The following is a 15,928-nucleotide window of genomic DNA, read 5'->3' on the forward strand; positions in this document are numbered from 1 at the left end:
CCCGCCCGTCTCTCGTCGCCGCCCGAAACCAGCGCGGCCCCCGCCCTTCCCTGGGGGGACGGCCCTTGGCCAGTCTATCGGCGGTGGGGGGCGGTGAGGAGGGGGTGCGGGGTGGCTGTGGATAACCGGGGCGCCCTGTGGATGGCGTGGTCATGGCTTGCCGAAACCTGCCCTGACCAGCTCGTTCTGGCCAGCCGGGCTCAGCACCAGGTCGACGAAGCGGCGGGCGAGCGGTGCGTTCGGGGGCTGTTTGGTGAGCGCGATCGGGTACTTGTTGACCGCCGACGCCGACTCCGGGAAGTCGATGGCGTCGACCTTTCCTGAGCGGGTGTCGGTGACGTAGACCAAGCCGGCGTCCGCCTCCCCCGCCGCCACCTTGGTCAGCACCGCCTTCACGTCCTGTTCTTCGCTGGCAGGCCGCAGGTCCGGGGCGACCTTGCGGGTCGCCGCGCCGCAGGGGACTTGGGGTGCGCAGACGACGACCGTCACGTCCGGGCGGGTCAGGTCGGCGAGGCCGGTGATCTTGGCGGGGTTGCCGCGCGGGACAGCGATGGTAAGGCGGTTGGTGGCGAACACCGCCGGGCTTTCCAGGTGCTCGGCCACGCGCGCGACCGTGGTCTCGTCCGCCGCGGCGAAAACGTCGGCGTCGGCGCCGTTGGCGATCTGTTGGGCGAGCGCGGATGAGCCCGCGAAGTTGAGTCGCACGTCGACGCCGGGGTTGTCAGCCTCGAATCGCTTCTCCAGGGCGGTGAACGACTCGGTCAGCGAGGCCGCGGCGAAAACGGTCACGGTCGTCTGGGCCGAGCCCGCGCTGGTCCCACACCCCGCGAGCAGGGCGGCGGCCAGGAGCAGGGGCTTGATCACGGCGTCTCCACTACTACTTGGGTGGCTTTCACATACGCGACGGCGAGCACGCCCGGTTCCAGACCGAGCTCCCGGACCGCCTCCGCGCTCATCAGCGACACCACCCGGTGGGGACCGCACTGCATCTCCACCTGGGCCATGACCTTGTCGGCCACGACCTCGGTCACCAGTCCGACGAACCGGTTGCGCGCGGACCGCCCGCCCGCGGTGGGGTCGGGGATCTCGCGGGCCTGGGTCCGGGCGAATTCGGCGAGAACCGAGCCCTCCACGACCTTGCGCCCGGCGGCGTCGGAGTCCGCCCGAAGGTGGCCTGCGTCCACCCATCGGCGGACAGTGTCGTCACTGACGCCGAGCAGGCGGGCGACTTCGGATAACCGGAAGTACGGCATGGACGGAGCCTAACCTCCGCAACCGCGTCCTGATAAGACAATTTGACCCGCAATCGCGGTTGGACACCAGCTTCGCGGTCGTGCTCAGATGGCGGGCGCGTCAGCCCATTCGGTGAAATCGCGACTACCCTGGATCGGGTGACAGCGGTTGATCTAGGACTTCCGGCAATACCCGGCACGTCTAGTGCGCCACGCCCGGACAACCCCGCGCTGATCGACCGGTTCGGCCGGGTCGCCGCGGACCTGCGGGTGTCGCTCACTGACCGCTGCAACCTGCGCTGCACCTACTGCATGCCCGCCGAAGGCCTCGACTGGATGCCCGGCGGCGAGATGCTCGACGAGGACGAACTCGGCAGGCTGATCCGCATCGCCGTGGAGACCCTCGGCATCACCAACGTCCGGTTCACCGGCGGCGAGCCGACCCTGCGCAAGGGCATCGAGAAGATCATCGCCGGCACCGCAGCCCTCTCCCCCCGGCCGCGGATCTCGATGACGACCAACGGAATCGGGCTGGTGCGCCGCGCGCAGGCGCTGGTCGACGCCGGGCTCGACCGGATCAACGTCTCCCTCGACACCCTCCGACCCGAGCGGTTCCAGGAGATCACCCGCCGCGACCGGCTCTCCGACGTGCTCGACGGCCTCGCCGCCGCGCGTGACGCCGGGCTGACGCCGGTCAAGGTCAACGCGGTGCTGCTGCCGGGGGTCAACGACGACGAAGCCGCGTCGCTGCTTCGGTACTGCGTGGACCACGGCTATCACCTCCGGTTCATCGAGCAGATGCCTCTCGACCCACAGCACGGTTGGAATCGCACGCAGATGATCACCGCCGAGCGCATTCTCGAGATGCTTCGCGAAGAGTTCGAGCTGACCGAGAGCCCGAGCCCGCGCGGCGCGGCCCCCGCCGAGCGGTGGCTGGTCGACGGCGGACCCGCCGAGGTCGGCGTCATCGCCTCGGTGACGCGCCCGTTCTGCGGCGACTGCGACCGCACCCGGCTGACCGCCGACGGCGCGCTGCGCTCGTGCCTGTTCAGCCAGTCGGAGACCGATCTGCGCGCGCCGCTGCGGGCCGGTGCCGACGACGCGGAGATCGCCGAGCTGTGGCGGGCCACGATGTGGGCCAAACTCGCGGGGCACCAGATCAACGACGCGGGCTTCGCCCAGCCGCTGCGGCCGATGAGCGCGATCGGGGGATGAGCGTGACGACTGCGACGGTCCGGTACTTCGCCGGGGCGCGAGCCGCCGCGGGCGTGTCCGAGGAGACCGTGGGATTTCCCGCCGGGTCCACGGTCGCCGACGCGCTGGGCGAACTCTCCGGACGCCACGGCGAGGCGCTCTCCCGGGTCCTGCTGGCTTCGAGTTTCCTGCTCGACGGGGTTGCCGTGCGCGACCGATCGGTTCCACTGAGCGACGGAACTGTGCTCGACGTGCTTCCACCCTTCGCGGGCGGCTGAGTCCCGAACGGCCCAACACGCCGAATCGACGTGAGCCAAACCTCACCTAGCGTGAATTATCTCGAGCAGGACACGGAATAATAACAGCGAAACTTAACTCCCTGACCTGCGGATTCACCGCCATCGAAGTCGGTTTGCCCAGCGTTACTGTGACGACGGTCACAGCTTGCATAATTTCCGAATCCCCTCCCGGTTACGTACCGTCGCTTCCTGGCTGGCCCCGACCAGTCACGCACTACCCGGGAGTCCGTAGCGCCAAGTCCTGTCCGGCGGCCTCTCGGGAACCAACCCCGAGCGAAAGCGAACTTCCGGACAGGGGCGAGGGACCACGACGAACGTGCTTCGGCACGCGAGGCGTGGCAGCCGGGTGAGAGTCCCGGCCGGGCCGAAGTCGGGCCCGCCCCCAGCGACACCGCTCGCAGGCGCGGGAGGAGAGACCCCCATGTCCTACCTAGGCAAGCACCGCAAGCCGTCCTCCGCCAAGCGCACCATCGCCCGCGTCATCGTCGCGGGTGTCGCGATCGGCGTCCCGATGGTCGCCGTCGCCGCCCCCGCCTCCGCCAGCAGCGTCAACTGGGACGCCATCGCCCAGTGCGAGAGCGGCGGCAACTGGAGCATCAATACCGGCAACGGCTACTACGGCGGCCTGCAGTTCAGTGCCAGCACCTGGCGGGCGTACGGCGGGTCGGGCATGGCCCACCAGGCCTCCCGCGCGGAGCAGATCCGCGTCGCGGAGAACGTCCTCCAGGGCCAGGGCATCGGCGCGTGGCCGACCTGCGGCAAGCGGGCCGGTTCGACCGCCGCCGTCGCGAAGAAGCCCGCCGCCGCCCCGAAGAAGGCCGTGACGAAGCCCGCTGCCCCCAAGGCCGCGGCGCCCAAGGTGACCGCCCCCAAGGTCGCGGCCCCCGCCGCCCCGGTGGCGCTGTCGCAGTCGAACCCGGCGGGCGACTACACCGTCGTCGCGGGTGACACCCTGTCGCAGATCGCCAAGCAGCTGAACGTGACCGGCGGCTGGCAGTCCCTGCACGAGAAGAACAAGAGCTACATCGGTGACCCGAACCTGATCCTCGTGGGTCAGAAGATCGCCACCAAGTAAGTTCGACGCCCCGCTGTAGTGGGGCCCCAGCTCCGGACCCTCACCGCCACCCCCCGGCGGTGAGGGTCCGGTTCTTTGTTCGCGCCGGGTGGGTGCTGTTTGGGTGGTCAGGGGCAGTTGACCCATTCGTCAGTGCCGTCGGTGAAGAGTTGGTGCTTCCAGATCGGCAGCCGGGCCTTCACCTCGTCAACCAGGTCCGCGCAGGCCACGAAGGCCTCTCGCCGGTGCTCCGCGGCAACCGCGCACGCCAAGGCCACGTCGCCGATCGCCAGGTCGCCGATGCGGTGGCTCACGGCGATCGCCCGGACGCCGGGGCGTGTGGCGATGTCGGCGGCCACTTCGGCGACGATGTCCTTCGCGTTGGGGTGGCCCTCGTAGCTCAGGCCTCGGACGCCCCGGCCGTGGTCGTGGTCCCGGACAACCCCCGCGAACGTCACCACAGCGCCCGCGGCGGCGTGTTCCACCAGGGCCGCGTGTTCCTCGACGCTGATGGTGGACTCGCTGATGTCGGCCCGCAGCACCTGGGCCGTGGTGGGCGCCTCAACCGGCCGCGGGTGGTCGCCGCCGCGCAGTTGGTCCACGGCGTGGGCCAGGACCGGCTCCAGCACACTCAGACCGTCGCGGACGCCGCCGGAGGACCCCGGCAGGTTCACCACGAGCGTGCGCCCGGCGACCCCGGCCAGGCCTCGGGACAGCACCGCGGTCGGCACCTTGGGCAAGCCGGCGGCCCGGATGGCGTCGGCGAGGCCCGGGATCTCGTAGTCCAGGACCGCCCGCGTCGCCTCCGGCGTGCCGTCGGTCGGCGTGAGGCCCGTGCCGCCCGTGGTCACCACGACATCCACCCCGGCGGCGACAGCCGCCCGCAGGGCCGTCTCGACCGGGGCGCCGTCCCGCACCACCACCGGGTCCGGGACGTCGAAGCCGCGCTCACGCAGCCACGCGACGATGACCGGGCCGGTCTTGTCCTCATATACCCCGGCAGCCGCCCTGTTGGACGCGGTGATGACGTGTGCGGTGCTCACGGCTGCTCCTCCCGGACCCAGGTGCCGCTCTTTCCGCCGTCCTTGCGCTCCACGCGGACCGCGTCGAGCACGGCGGCCGGGTCGACGGCCTTGATCATGTCGTGCAGGGTGAGCCCGCAGACCGCGACGGCGGTGAGGGCCTCCATCTCGACGCCGGTGCGGTCGTTGGTCCGCACGGTCGCCGAGATCCGCACCTCCGGCCCGTCGAGGTCGAAGTCCACCCGGACGCCGGAGATGGCGATCGGGTGGCACAGCGGCACCAGCTCCGAGGTCTTCTTCGCCGCCATGATCCCGGCGATCCGGGCCGTGGCGAGCGCGTCACCCTTGGGCAAGCCGTCACGCCGCAGCAGCGCGACTACTTCCTCGGTGGTTCTGACAACCCCGCTGGCCACCGCGGTGCGCGCGGTGACGTCCTTGGCGGAGACGTCGACCATCCTGGCCGCGCCGCCGGCATCAACATGACTCAGTTCGCCCACGAACCGATGCTAGTACTCAACCCGAGTGGGACGTGCCCGCAGCCTTGCGCACGGCCTCGGCGACGGCGGCCGCGACCGCCGGGTCGAAGACGCTGGGGACGATGAACGAGGCGTTGAGCTTGTCGCCGTCCACCACGTCGGCGATGGCGTCGGCGGCGGCGAGCAGCATCGTGTCGGTGATGCCGCGGGCCTGGGCGTCGAGCAGGCCGCGGAAGACGCCAGGGAAGGCCAGCACGTTGTTGATCTGGTTCGGGTAGTCCGAACGGCCGGTCGCGACCACGGCGGCGTGCTTCTGCGCTTCGAGCGGGTCGATCTCCGGGTCCGGGTTGGCCAGGGCGAACACCACCGGGTCCGGGGCCATCGTCGCGACCTGTTCCGCGCCGAACAGGTTGGGGGCGGACACACCGATGAACACGTCGGCGCCGACCAGCGCGTCGTGCAGGTTGCCTGCCTTGTTCTCGCGGTTCGTGTTGGCCGCGACCCACTTCAGGTTGTCGTCGCCGTCGCCGCGTCCGGAGTGGACGATGCCGTCGACGTCGACGGCGACGATGTCGGCGGGCCCGCGGCGCAGCAGCAGCCGGATGATGGCCGAGCCCGCGGCGCCCACCCCGCACACCACGATCTTGGTGTCGGCCATGTCCTTGCCCACGACGCGAAGCGCGTTGCGGAGCGCGGCGACGACGCAGATCGCGGTGCCGTGCTGGTCGTCGTGGAAGACGGGGATGTCGAGCAGGTCGCGCAGCCGGGCCTCGATCTCGAAACAGCGCGGCGCGGCGATGTCCTCGAGGTTGATGCCGCCGTAGACCGGCGCGATGAGCTGCACGGTCCGGATGATCTCCTCGGTGTCCTGGGTGTCCAGGCACACCGGCCAGGCGTCGACGCCCGCGAACTTCTTGAACAGCGCCGCCTTGCCCTCCATCACCGGCAGCGCGGCGGCGGGCCCGAGGTTGCCCAGGCCCAGCACGGCCGACCCGTCGGTGACCACGGCGACGGTGTTGCGCTTGATGGTCAGGCGCCGCGCGTCGTCCGGGTTGTCGGCGATGGCCTGGCAGATGCGGGCGACACCCGGCGTGTACGCGCGGGAGAGGTCGTCACGGTTGCGGAGCGCGACCTTGGCGTTGACCTCGATCTTGCCGCCGAGGTGCATGAGGAAGGTGCGGTCGGACACCTTGCGCACGACCACACCCGGCAGCACTTCCAGCGCCTCGGTGATGTCGCGGGCATGGTTGGCCGACACCGCGTTGCACGTGATGTCGACGACGATCCGGTCGCTGTGCGACTCGACGACGTCGAACGCCGTGATGACGCCGCCGACCCGGCCGATGGCCCCCGCCAGGTCCCCCGCCGCACTCGCCGAGGGCGGTGCTTCCACGCGGACGGTGATGGAGTAGCCGGGACCGGGGACTGGCATGCGAGGCTCCAAGCAAGACGGCAGCGTCTGGAATGGAGCGAGCCTAGCGCGGTGGCGTGATCACATTCTGTGTACCGACGGGTAGTAGGCGCATGTCACGCCCACTCCCGTGGCCGCGGGTCAGCGAGTTTTGTTGATCTCCGTGACCGGGTGCTGGTAGGGCACCTTCTCCAGCGGGAACGTGACGTCGCCGTAGGGCGAGAGCGCGCCCTGGCGGTCCGACGTCAGCTCGCTGACCGGGTGCGTGCCGTGGTCGTCGTCCCCCACCCAGTGCGGGTCGACACGGTGGCTCTTGGCGGCCTTCGCCACGGCTCCTCCTAGGTGCTCGCGAACAGGTTTCGCGAGTACGGAGATTACCGGAAGGCCGGGCCGTATACCGTGGTCAGGGTGTCCAGCACCACGCTCACCGATTGGCTGCGCGCCCGGGACGACGAGGCGCTGGCCGAGGTGCTGCGCCTGCGGCCTGATCTGGCCACACCGCGGCCCGCCGACACCACGGTGCTCGCCACCAGGGCCGGGACCCGAGCGTCCGTGGCCAGAGCGGCCGAAGGGCTCGACACCTTCACCCTCGCCGTGCTCGACGCCCTGCTCACAGCGGGTGCCGACAAGCAGCCCGTCCCGCTCGACGGCCTGCTCGACGTGCCGCCCGAACGGCTCAGGGAAGCCGCGGACACGCTGCGCGGCATGATCCTCGCCTGGGGCGACGACGACGGGATCAGCCTGGTCCCCGCCGCCCGGGAAGCAGGCGGCCTCTACCCCGGCGGACTCGGGCGGTCCTCGCCTTCGCTCACCGACGTCGACGTGTCCGTGCTGCTGGCCGAGATCGAGGACGACGAGCGCAAGGTCGTCACCGCCCTCGCGCACGGGCAGCCGGTCGGCCGCACGAAGGACGCCGCGGAGATCCTCCCGCTGGCCGACGCGCGGACCCCGATCCAGCGGCTGCTCGCCCGCGGCCTGCTGGTGCGGGTGGACGCACAGACCGTCGAGCTGCCGCGCGAGGTGGGGCTCGCCGTGCGCCGCGAGCGCACCGGCACCCTCACCGAACCGACGTTGCACACCACCGCGCACAAGCAGTCCACTGTGGACGCTACGGCGGCGAGTGAGACGCTCGAAGTGTTGCGGCACATGGAAGCCCTCATCCACATGTGGTCCGACGACCCCGCCACGACGCTCAAGTCCGGCGGCCTGGGCGTGCGCGACGTGCGGCGGCTGACCAAGGCCCTCGACATCAGCGAGCGGCAGGCGAGCATGCTCACGGAACTGGCGTTCGGCGCGAGCCTGGTCGCCGAGACCGACACCGTGACCCCCGAGTGGGTGCCGACCAACCACGCCGACCTCTGGCTCGCCGCCTCCCCCGCCAACCGCTGGGCGACCCTCGCGGCCGCGTGGCTCGACCTGCCGCGGCTGCCCGGCCTCGGCGGCCTGCGCGACGGCAAGGAGAAGCTGCTCGCGCCGCTGTCGGAGGACCTGCGCCGCCCGGTCGCGCCGCTGGAGCGGCTGCGGGTGCTGACCGCCCTCGCCGACCTCAAACCCGGCACCGGCATCGCCTCACCCGACGAGCTCGCCGCCATCCTGGCCTGGCGCGCACCCCGGCGCGGCGGAAGGCTGCGCGACGAGATCGTCCGCTGGACCCTCACCGAGGCCTCCGCCCTCGGCATCGTCGCGCTCGGCGCGGTGAGCGGGGCAGGCCGGGCGCTGCTCGACGAAGGTGCGGCGGCCGCGGCGAAGCGGATGGCCGAGGCGATGCCGGAGCCGATCGACCACTTCCTGGTTCAGGCCGACCTGACCGTCGTCGCCCCCGGCGTGCTCGAACCGCACCTCGCCGCCCGGGTCGGGGAGGTCGCCGACGTCGAGTCCGCGGGCAGCGCCACGGTCTACCGCGTGTCGGAGACGTCTATCCGGCGCGCGCTCGACGTCGGCCGCACTGCCGCTGACCTGCACGAACTGTTCCGCCTGCGGTCCCGCACACCGATCCCGCAGTCACTGACCTACCTGATCGACGACGTCGCCCGCAGGCACGGCAGGCTGCGCGGCGGCGCGGCCACGTCGTTCCTGCGCTGCGACGACCCGGCGCTGGTCGCGGAGGTCGCCGCGCACCCGGCGGCGGCATCGCTGCGGCTGCGCCGGATCGCGCCGACCGTGCTGATCAGCCCGCTGCCGCTGCTGGAGATCCTCGACGAGCTGCGCGCGGCCGGGTTCGCCCCGGCGGCGGAGGACGTCGACGGCCAGGTAGTCGACCTGCGCCCCACGGGCAGGCGGGTGCAGACGGCCACGCGGGCGCTGCGCAGGCCCGCGGGCACGCGTGTGGCCGACCCGGAGCAGCTGGTCGAGATCGTGCGGAGCATGCGCGCGGGCGACCGGGCGGCGGAGAGCAGGCGCAGCCGCCCGGTGTCGCCGAGTTCCGGCGGGGCGAATCCGGCGGAGGTGATGGCCCTGCTCAAGACGGCCATCCAGGACGGCAGCAAGGTGTGGATCGGCATGGTCGACGGCCACGGCAGCGCCGTGCAGCGCGTCCTGATCCCAGTCCGCCTAGGCGGCGGCGTAGTCGAAGGCCACGACCCCACCGGCGACGACCTACACCGCCTCCCCGTCCACCGCATAACCAGCGCAGCCCTAGTCGACGACTGAACACGCGAGTCCCCATCTCCCGACAACGAGTTCTCAGTTGAAGTGAGAACTCAGTGTCGAGAAATGGGGACTCGCGGGCTTGTTGAGACCTGAAGGCACCGCATACCGCCACCCAAGGGGCACCATGACGGCGGCCGACCACGGTTGCCGACAATCCGCGGCGACCGCTCGCCAGGGTGACCCAAACTTTGAATTTCGGGGAGGCGGAACAGTTCGCGAAATTAGACGGCGCGGGACATGCGTTGTTGCATGGCGTGTTGGACGAGGGTGATGAGCGCTTCCTTGGTGGAGTCGCGGTCACGCGCGTCGGTGGTCACGATCGGCACCGAGGGCTCGACGGTGAGCGCGTCGCGCACGTCGTCGATGCGGTGGTGCAGAACGCGGTCGAAGCAGTTCAGCGCGATGATGTACGGCAGTCCGCGGTCCTCGAAGAAGTCGATGGACGCGAACGCGTCGGCCAGGCGCCGGGTGTCGACCAGGACGATGGCGCCGATGGCGCCGCGGACCAGGTCGTCCCACATGAACCAGAATCGGTGCTGACCCGGTGTACCGAACAGGTACAGGATCAGGTCGGAGTCGAGCGAGACGCGACCGAAGTCCATCGCCACCGTGGTGGTCGTCTTGTTCGGCGTCGACGACAGGTCGTCGACGTCCACGCTGGCCTCGGTCATGACGGCCTCGGTGGTCAGCGGCACGATCTCGGAGACCGAGCCGACCAGGGTCGTCTTGCCCACGCCGAACCCACCGGCGACCACGATCTTGGCCGAGGTGGTCGGCTGCGGTGCCGCGCCACGCGCGCTGAGAGGACTAGAGCCTGCGGAGCCCACTGAGCACCCTTTCCATGAATTCGATCGACGGCCGGTCGCCCACGACCATGCCGCTCTGGTGGATCGAGACCAGGCCCATTCCCGCCATGTCCCCGATCAGGACCCGGGCGACGCCGAGCGGCAGCCGCAGGTGGGCGGCGACCTCGGCGACCGAACGGGTATCCAGGCACAGGCCGCAGATGGATCTGTGCTCCGGGCGCACCGCCGCGTCCGGGACCCGGCCTCGGTCACTGGTGGAGACCAGGGCTTCGATCGCAAGATCGTAGTCGGAGCGGGTCCGGCCACCGGTCTTGGTGTACGGACGCACCAGCGAACCGGTTTCCTGCAGCGGGTCGTGCTCCGGCTCCGGGTCGAACGTCGGAACCGCGGGGATCTCCTTGCTGTCCCAGTCGGACTGCGCGGGGATACCCGAGTCGCCGTAGAGGCCCGCGCTCGGCCCGCCGAAGAGCCTCGCCCGGAACCCGTCGATGTCGAACCGGTTCGGCGGGTCGCCGATGCCATGTTCGGGCAGGTCCTCCCAGCCGCGTTCCGACATCTCCGTCAGCCTCCGCTCGGGCTCATCCAGGGGTTCGTCGAGGTCGGATTCGCCGAAGCGGGAGTCCGAGCCGAACAGGTCCCGGTAGGAGAAGTCGTCCTCGGTACGCCTGCCGGTCGCCCGGCGCCCCGTACTCATCGCGCTCTCACCCCGCCGTCTCGATTACCTGCGCTGCGAGCCCTGAAGCTGCGCGCGCAGCTCGGGCGTCATCTGCTGGCCGACTCGTTCGACCAGGAGGGTCATCTCGTAGGCGACCAGTCCGATGTCGCAGTTCGGGGCGGCGAGCACCGCGAGGCACGAGCCGTCCGAGATCGACATCAGGAACAGGTAACCGCGGTCCATCTCGACCACGGTCTGGTTGACTCCGCCCGCTTCGAAGCACCTCGCGGCACCGGCGGTGAGACTCACCAGGCCGGACGCCACCGCGGAGAGCTGTTCAGCGCGGTCGCGGGGCAAGCCCTGCGATCCGGCCAACAGCAGTCCGTCGGCGGAGACCACCACGGCGTGCGCGGCGCCGGGGACCTGGCGAACAAAATCGGTGATGAGCCACCCGAAGCTGCCGGGCTGCTGTACTGACGCGGTCGTCACTCCTGCTCCTCGTCTTGGCGGCTCTCGTCTGAACCGGTCTGGTCACCAGGGTAAGCGTCGACCAGGGCGTGTCGGCCCCGCCGAACCCCCTGTTGGAAGCTCGACATGCGGCCGCGGATCGCGTCCGCCGTGCGGGGAGGCAGTGGAGGCACCGCCGGCTGTTCACCGGTGGTCTCCTCCCTTGGCGCTGCCGAACCGGGGACCAAGTGGGCTTTGGGGACCCGCTTGGGCAGTCCTGCGGTAGTCATGGTGTCAGCACTGTGGTCGAGCAGTGCACGGGCCCGCTGCCAACCGTCGTCACCAGGGGAAACCCAGGGATCGATGACGGGGGCCGGTTCGGGCTCCGGCTCGGGCTCGGGCTCGACCGCCGCCGCGGGCGCCTCGACGGCCTCGGCCGTGCGCTCCGCGCGGTGGGCCGCTTCGGGCTCGGCCGGGGTCAGTGCGCCGTTGATGGTGCCGTTCGCGGGCGGGTTGCCGTTGGCGGCGGGCGTGGAGCCGGTGTCGCCCGCTTCGAACCACTGCGACAGGACGGCTTCGTAGATCGGCAGCCGCTCCGTGGGGGCGTCGCCGCCGTGGGTCTGCTCGGCGGGCCGGGGCGACGGCTCGTAGGCGTAGGCGCCGTTGGCCTCGTCGTCGTAGGGCTGTTCCGGCATCGGGGTGCCGAACAGTCCGACGCCCGAGTCGTCGTAGATGTGGCCGTTGAGCGCGGAGTTGATCTCCTCCGGGGACGCGGGGGGACCCCAGCCGCCGGTGTCGTCGATCTTCGACGCGCCGAAGCTCGGCTGGAACGGCGGGTAGCCGGTGACCTGCTCGGCGGAGCGCTCCACCGGGGACTCGGCCACCACACCGCCGTCGGAGCGCAGTCGCGGCATGCTGCCGGTGAACGCGCCCGCGATGCCGCTGGCCTTTGCCGCCGTGTCGCCGATGGCGGGCGGGAGGCTGATCGGCGAGATGATGTTGTTCGTCTGCGCCGGGGCGCCCGAGCCGTGGACCAGGCCCGCGGGGACGGTGATCCGGGCGATCAGGCCGCCCTCGATGTCCTCGTTGTCGCGCAGCCGCACGATGATGTCGTGTCGCTTGGCCAGCCGGGCGACCACGTAGAGACCCATCCGCCTGGTCACCGCGACGTCGAGGTCGGGCGGGTCGGCGAGGCGGGTGTTGGCGTTCTCGATCTCGTCCTCGTTCATCCCGACACCGGAGTCGGTGATCTGGATGGCGAGTTCCTTCTTCCTGGTCACCGCCATCCGGACGTAGACCTTCTTCTCCGGCTCGGAGAAGGAGGTCGCGTTGTCCAGCAGCTCGGCGATCAGGTGGACGAGGTCGGAGACGGCGCGGCCCTGCACGGCGATGTCCGGGGCGGACAGCACCTCGATGCGGGCGTACTGCTCGACCTCGGAGACCGCGGCGCCGACGACCTCGGCGGCGGGCACCGGGCGGCTGAGCTGGCGGCTCAGGCCGGAGCCGGAGAGCACCAGCAGGCTTTCCGAGTTCCGTCGCATCCGGGTGGCGAGGTGGTCGAGCTCGAAGAGGCTGGCGAGCTGGTCGGGGTCCTGCTCGTCCTGTTCGAGCCGGTCGATCAGCGACAGCTGGCGCTCGACGAGCGTCTGGCTGCGCCGGGAGAGGTTGACGAAGATCGAGTTGATGTTGTCGCGCAGCAGCGCCTGCTCGGTCGCCATCCGGACCGCCTGGTCGTGCACGGCGTCGAAGGAGCGGGCGAGCTGGCCGGTCTCCTCGCGGGTGAACACCGGGACCGGCTCGACCGCGTTCTTGGCGGCTTCGACCGGGTCCGGGTCGGCGAGGATTCGCTGCACCGTCTCGGGCAGTCGCCGGTTCGCCACGTCCAGGGCGTCGCGACGGAGCACGCGCAGCGGGACCAGCAGCGAGCGGGCGACGATCAGGGTGACGATCAGGGCGAGCAACACGGCGGCGAGGACGATCGCCGCGTCGCGCCAGGCGTCGGCCTTGGCCGTGTCGGCAGCCGCGATGGCCTTCGACCGCAGCTTCTCCAGCAGCGAGATCTCGACCTTGCGCAGCGCCTCGGCGGTGGCCCGGGCGTCCTCGCGCAGCGAGTCGATCGAGATGCCCAGGGGCAGGTCGCGCGAGGCGTGGTGGAAGGCGAGCTGCTTGGTGGACTCGCGGTGGTCGACCTCGGCGCCGGAGAAGGTGTCGGAGTAGAACTGCGACTCGACCGGCTCGGCGTTGGCGCGGAAGTTGGCGACGGCGGCGGCGTAGCTGGCCTCGGCGCCGCGGGCGAGTTCGAGCATGCCGGAGGGGAAGTTGTCCCGGATGGCGGCGATCATCAGGATCGAGTTCTGCCTGCCCAGGAATTCCTTGCTCTCCACGACGCTGAGCGCGGCGCTGGCGAGGCGGTTGATCTCCGGGTCGCCGAGCGAGGCGGTGAACTCCGAGCCCGCGGCCAGCACGGCCTCCAGCAGGGAGGTGTAGGCGCCGTAGACGCCGACGTCGGGGTATTCGCTGCTCATCGCGGCGGTGCGGACCGACTCGACGGCGGTGAGGCGGTTCGCCAGCGGCATCAGCAGCCGGGCGTCCTCCCGCTCGGCCTCGACGGTCTTGGCGGCCTGCGCGAGCCGGGCGAGGGTGGCGTTGGTCTTCTGGAACTGAGCCTGGATGTTGCCGACATCACCCTGTCGCTTGCCCGCGACGTGGGCGACGACCAGGTTACGTTCGTTCTGCAGCTCGTGGACGAGCGCGACGACGTCGAGGGTCGAGCTGATGTCCGCGGCGGCTTCGTCGAAGTCGGCGGCGCGCTGCAGCTCGTTGTCGGCGCGGAGCACGCCAAGGGCGATGGCGGTGATGACCGGGACCATGAGGACCGCGATCAGCTTGGTCCGCAGGCGCCAGTTGCGCAGCCACCAGCGGGAACCGCCCTCGACCGTCTTACGGCCGGGCGTCTTGGGCGCGGCGGATCGCGCCGCATCCCGGTCGGACACGACGCCACCGAATTTCCCAGGGCCTAGCTCGGCCCCAGCGGTGTGATCGGGCACTGCCTGCACACTCCTTGCATCTGAGCCAGTAGCCCGTTACTCGGCTAGCTCGAACGGACAACTACCCCAGTTAAGGACGCGGCGCATCGCGGTAGCCCGAAGCAGTGACGCTTGCCGCAAGATGTCGGACCGACTCGGCCCGACGTTACCGACGACCATGCGCGCCTGCTCTCCGCGCCGCTCGGACGAACGTGCGCCTCACCTGTTGGACACAGAAGGTAGCGAAGTCTCAGCGGCGATGTAACCCTTCCAGGGCATCATCACAGCCCTTATCAGGTACTTAGCAGTAGCAACAGTCCCCATGAGTGATGGAACTATGGACTATTCCAGCCATTTGATCACCCAGATGGCAGCGCTAGGGGGCGTACCCCGAGTGTGCCATTACACACCGTTAGGCCCTGGTCAGAGCTCTGGAGCAATTCGCCCACTTGGGTCAACGGCTCCACCCGATTCAGTGAGAGAGTTCACCCCAAGACATCTGGCGCGCACTCATTGTGACTCGGTCCCAACGGACCATAGAGTGGCCCCTTGATGGCCGAGGGGGGTAACACCTCGACAAAACCGACCTCCTATGAGGAGAGGCTCCAATGCTCCGAAGCGTGACCACCAGACGGTTCTCCCGTGCCCGTCTGCCGATCGCCGCACTCGCGGTGGCCCTGCTGGCCAGCGGCTGCTCGCTGCTCGGCGGCGAGGACGGATCCGACGGCGCCCAGCAGGGGCCGGGCGGAGTGGAGAAGGCCAAGATCAAGGTCGGAGTACTGCCCGTCGTCGACGTCGCGCCGTTCTACCGCGCCATCGAGCAGGGCTACTTCAAGGAGCAGGGCCTCGAGGTCGAAGCCCAGGTCATGGCCTCCGGGCCGGCCAGCATCAACGGCGTCATCAACGGTGACGTCGACATCGCGTTCGCGTCCTACCCGGCGCCGCTGCTCGCGCAGAGCAAGAAGCTGGCCGACTTCAAGATCGTCGCCGACGCGCTCTCGGCGAAGCCCGGCCACCTCGTCGTGGTGACCCTGAAGGACTCCACCTTCAAGAAGCCGTCCGACGCGCCCGGCAAGCGGATCGCGATCACCGGCCGCAACAGCTTCACCGACCTGGCGCCGATGTCCGTCCTGAAGAACCAGGGCGTGGACTACAACCAGGTCAAGTGGATCGAGATGCCGCTGCCGGAGATGATGGGCGCCCTGCAGAAGGGCGACGTCGACGCCGCGGTCATGGTCGAGCCCTGGGTCACCAACTCCATGAAGAAGATCGGCGCCGTCCCGGTGTTCGACGGCGCGTCCGGCCCCACCGCGGAGATCCCGATGTCGGGTTACGTCGCGATCGGCGGCCAGGGCAAGTTCGCCAGCACCAGCCCCAACACCATCGCCGCGTTCCAGCGCGCGCTGGCCAAGGCGCACGCCGAGGCGACCGACCGCTCCAAGATGGAGCCCATGTTCGTCAAGTACGCCAAGATCGACCAGCAGACCGCCCAGTTGGTCACCATCTCCACGTACTCGACCTCCCTTGAGGCCAACCGCATCCAGCGCGTGGCGAACCTGATGGAAGAGTTCGGTGTGATCAAGGGTCACCTCGACGTCAAGACGATGATCCCGAACGGTTCTGCGGGCAAGTAGCGGTAGGGGGTGGGCTTCCTTCC

General features: G+C 70.1%; 15 protein-coding genes. 5 read left to right on the plus strand and 10 right to left on the minus strand.

Annotation, left to right across the window (positions count from 1 at the left end; genetic code table 11):
- Nucleotides 1–150: 150 nt before the first annotated feature.
- The gene (modA, locus tag ACUZ2Y_RS17050; protein ID WP_476331888.1) at nucleotides 151–861 is read right to left on the minus strand and encodes a molybdate ABC transporter substrate-binding protein; all 711 of its coding nucleotides are present in this window, start codon (nucleotides 859–861) and stop codon (nucleotides 151–153) included.
- Nucleotides 861–1,253: a TOBE domain-containing protein gene (locus tag ACUZ2Y_RS17055; RefSeq protein WP_476319943.1), complete on the minus strand. Its 393-nt coding sequence runs from the start codon at nucleotides 1,251–1,253 to the stop codon at nucleotides 861–863. Before ACUZ2Y_RS17055 ends, modA begins: the two co-directional genes overlap by 1 nt.
- Nucleotides 1,254–1,391: 138 nt before the next feature.
- Here ACUZ2Y_RS17055 and moaA point away from each other — a divergent pair, with 138 nt between their 5' ends.
- The 3 genes from moaA to ACUZ2Y_RS17070 all read left to right on the plus strand — a co-directional run bounded on the left by moaA (nucleotide 1,392) and on the right by ACUZ2Y_RS17070 (nucleotide 3,800).
- On the plus strand, nucleotides 1,392–2,447 hold the full coding sequence (gene moaA / locus ACUZ2Y_RS17060) for a GTP 3',8-cyclase MoaA (RefSeq protein ID WP_476319946.1): 1,056 nt from the start codon (nucleotides 1,392–1,394) through the stop codon (nucleotides 2,445–2,447).
- Nucleotides 2,444–2,704: a MoaD/ThiS family protein gene (locus ACUZ2Y_RS17065; RefSeq protein WP_476319948.1), complete on the plus strand. Its 261-nt coding sequence runs from the start codon at nucleotides 2,444–2,446 to the stop codon at nucleotides 2,702–2,704. Before moaA ends, ACUZ2Y_RS17065 begins: the two co-directional genes overlap by 4 nt.
- A 442-nt stretch (nucleotides 2,705–3,146) precedes the next feature.
- Nucleotides 3,147–3,800 carry a transglycosylase family protein gene (locus tag ACUZ2Y_RS17070; protein WP_476319950.1) on the plus strand — a complete coding sequence of 218 codons (654 nt, stop codon included), beginning with the start codon at nucleotides 3,147–3,149 and terminating at the stop codon, nucleotides 3,798–3,800.
- Between the two features lie 107 nt (nucleotides 3,801–3,907).
- Here the strand turns inward: ACUZ2Y_RS17070 and ACUZ2Y_RS17075 are convergent, their stop codons facing one another.
- The 4 genes from ACUZ2Y_RS17075 to ACUZ2Y_RS17090 all read right to left on the minus strand — a co-directional run bounded on the left by ACUZ2Y_RS17075 (nucleotide 3,908) and on the right by ACUZ2Y_RS17090 (nucleotide 7,018).
- A complete protein-coding gene (locus ACUZ2Y_RS17075) occupies nucleotides 3,908–4,822 on the minus strand; it encodes a molybdenum cofactor biosynthesis protein MoaE (RefSeq protein WP_476319952.1) in 915 nt (304 codons plus the stop codon).
- Nucleotides 4,819–5,298 carry a cyclic pyranopterin monophosphate synthase MoaC gene (gene moaC, locus ACUZ2Y_RS17080; protein WP_476319954.1) on the minus strand — a complete coding sequence of 160 codons (480 nt, stop codon included), beginning with the start codon at nucleotides 5,296–5,298 and terminating at the stop codon, nucleotides 4,819–4,821. Before moaC ends, ACUZ2Y_RS17075 begins: the two co-directional genes overlap by 4 nt.
- 16 nt (nucleotides 5,299–5,314) lie before the next feature.
- Entirely contained in the window at nucleotides 5,315–6,709 is a 1,395-nt protein-coding gene (locus tag ACUZ2Y_RS17085; RefSeq protein ID WP_476319956.1) for an NAD-dependent malic enzyme, read from the minus strand.
- 120 nt (nucleotides 6,710–6,829) lie between these two features.
- Nucleotides 6,830–7,018, minus strand: coding sequence for a hypothetical protein (locus tag ACUZ2Y_RS17090; RefSeq protein ID WP_476319958.1), 189 nt, complete (start codon nucleotides 7,016–7,018; stop codon nucleotides 6,830–6,832).
- A 78-nt stretch (nucleotides 7,019–7,096) separates the two neighbouring features.
- On the opposite strand from ACUZ2Y_RS17090, the gene ACUZ2Y_RS17095 reads away from it, so the two are divergent.
- A complete protein-coding gene (locus tag ACUZ2Y_RS17095) occupies nucleotides 7,097–9,337 on the plus strand; it encodes a helicase-associated domain-containing protein (RefSeq protein WP_476319960.1) in 2,241 nt (746 codons plus the stop codon).
- Nucleotides 9,338–9,558: 221 nt separating this feature from the next.
- Here the strand turns inward: ACUZ2Y_RS17095 and ACUZ2Y_RS17100 are convergent, their stop codons facing one another.
- The 4 genes from ACUZ2Y_RS17100 to ACUZ2Y_RS17115 are packed head-to-tail and all read right to left on the minus strand — an operon-like array spanning nucleotide 9,559 to nucleotide 14,238.
- The gene (locus ACUZ2Y_RS17100) at nucleotides 9,559–10,164 is read right to left on the minus strand and encodes a GTP-binding protein (protein ID WP_091379336.1); all 606 of its coding nucleotides are present in this window, start codon (nucleotides 10,162–10,164) and stop codon (nucleotides 9,559–9,561) included.
- The gene (locus tag ACUZ2Y_RS17105; protein WP_476319963.1) at nucleotides 10,145–10,837 is read right to left on the minus strand and encodes a DUF742 domain-containing protein; all 693 of its coding nucleotides are present in this window, start codon (nucleotides 10,835–10,837) and stop codon (nucleotides 10,145–10,147) included. Before ACUZ2Y_RS17105 ends, ACUZ2Y_RS17100 begins: the two co-directional genes overlap by 20 nt.
- 24 nt (nucleotides 10,838–10,861) lie before the next feature.
- The gene (locus ACUZ2Y_RS17110; protein WP_476319965.1) at nucleotides 10,862–11,287 is read right to left on the minus strand and encodes a roadblock/LC7 domain-containing protein; all 426 of its coding nucleotides are present in this window, start codon (nucleotides 11,285–11,287) and stop codon (nucleotides 10,862–10,864) included.
- Entirely contained in the window at nucleotides 11,284–14,238 is a 2,955-nt protein-coding gene (locus ACUZ2Y_RS17115) for a sensor histidine kinase (protein WP_476319967.1), read from the minus strand. Before ACUZ2Y_RS17115 ends, ACUZ2Y_RS17110 begins: the two co-directional genes overlap by 4 nt.
- A gap of 653 nt (nucleotides 14,239–14,891) precedes the next feature.
- Between ACUZ2Y_RS17115 and ACUZ2Y_RS17120 the strand changes: the two genes are divergently transcribed.
- Nucleotides 14,892–15,905 carry an ABC transporter substrate-binding protein gene (locus ACUZ2Y_RS17120; RefSeq protein ID WP_476319969.1) on the plus strand — a complete coding sequence of 338 codons (1,014 nt, stop codon included), beginning with the start codon at nucleotides 14,892–14,894 and terminating at the stop codon, nucleotides 15,903–15,905.
- Nucleotides 15,906–15,928 lie beyond the last annotated feature (23 nt).

The organism is Actinokineospora sp. UV203, from assembly GCF_056323665.1.